This window comes from Pseudomonas sp. LSJ-87 (genome assembly GCF_032971465.1).
Taxonomy (GTDB): Bacteria; Pseudomonadota; Gammaproteobacteria; order Pseudomonadales; family Pseudomonadaceae; genus Aquipseudomonas; species Aquipseudomonas putida_Z.
Genome location: NZ_JAWJYQ010000097.1, coordinates 1 through 566, shown reverse-complemented (window position 1 = coordinate 566; position 566 = coordinate 1). Strand labels below are relative to the sequence as shown.

The following is a 566-nucleotide window of genomic DNA, read 5'->3' as shown; positions in this document are numbered from 1 at the left end:
CCCTCGCGCAACTGCACCAACCGCGCCTGCAAACTTTCAGCGCTTTCCAACGTCCAGAGCATCACCTCGATCATCTGGCTACGGTTACCCGCTGCCGCAATATTGATCGCGCCACTCAGCACCATGGCCCGCACCTTGCGGCCCAGTGGGTCACGGAACTGCTTGTCTACCTGCTGCAGAAACGCATCGGTCCGCGCCTCCAGGGCTTCATTGAGCAGGCTCATGTATTCGCCCACTGTCAGCGACACCCGCAGTGGCGTTACCTGCTGCCCGGCGAAGAGTGCAAACGCCGAGCGATGCACATGGCCGATCAGGGTCTTGGTCCGTTCACTCAGGTGCTGGCTGAGCGCATTCCCTGCGCTGTTGGTCGCGGCCAGCAACTGGCCAACGGCATCCTGTATCGGCTTGATCATCAACAGCTGGCCGTCTGCGGTACCGGCGATGCCCTTGATGATGTCGTACACCTTGCCGAAGTCGTCCCCGGACAGCGCGCTGGCCACCTGCTGCATCAGCTTCTGGTTCTTGGCCAGCAGTGCCTGGTAAAGCAGGCTGCGGTCGTCTTCCAG

The 566-nt window shown here is 61.7% G+C and carries 1 pseudogene; it reads right to left on the bottom strand.

Annotation, left to right across the window (positions count from 1 at the left end):
- Nucleotides 1-566: pseudogene (locus RYH74_RS26210) on the bottom strand (hypothetical protein); the annotation flags it as partial.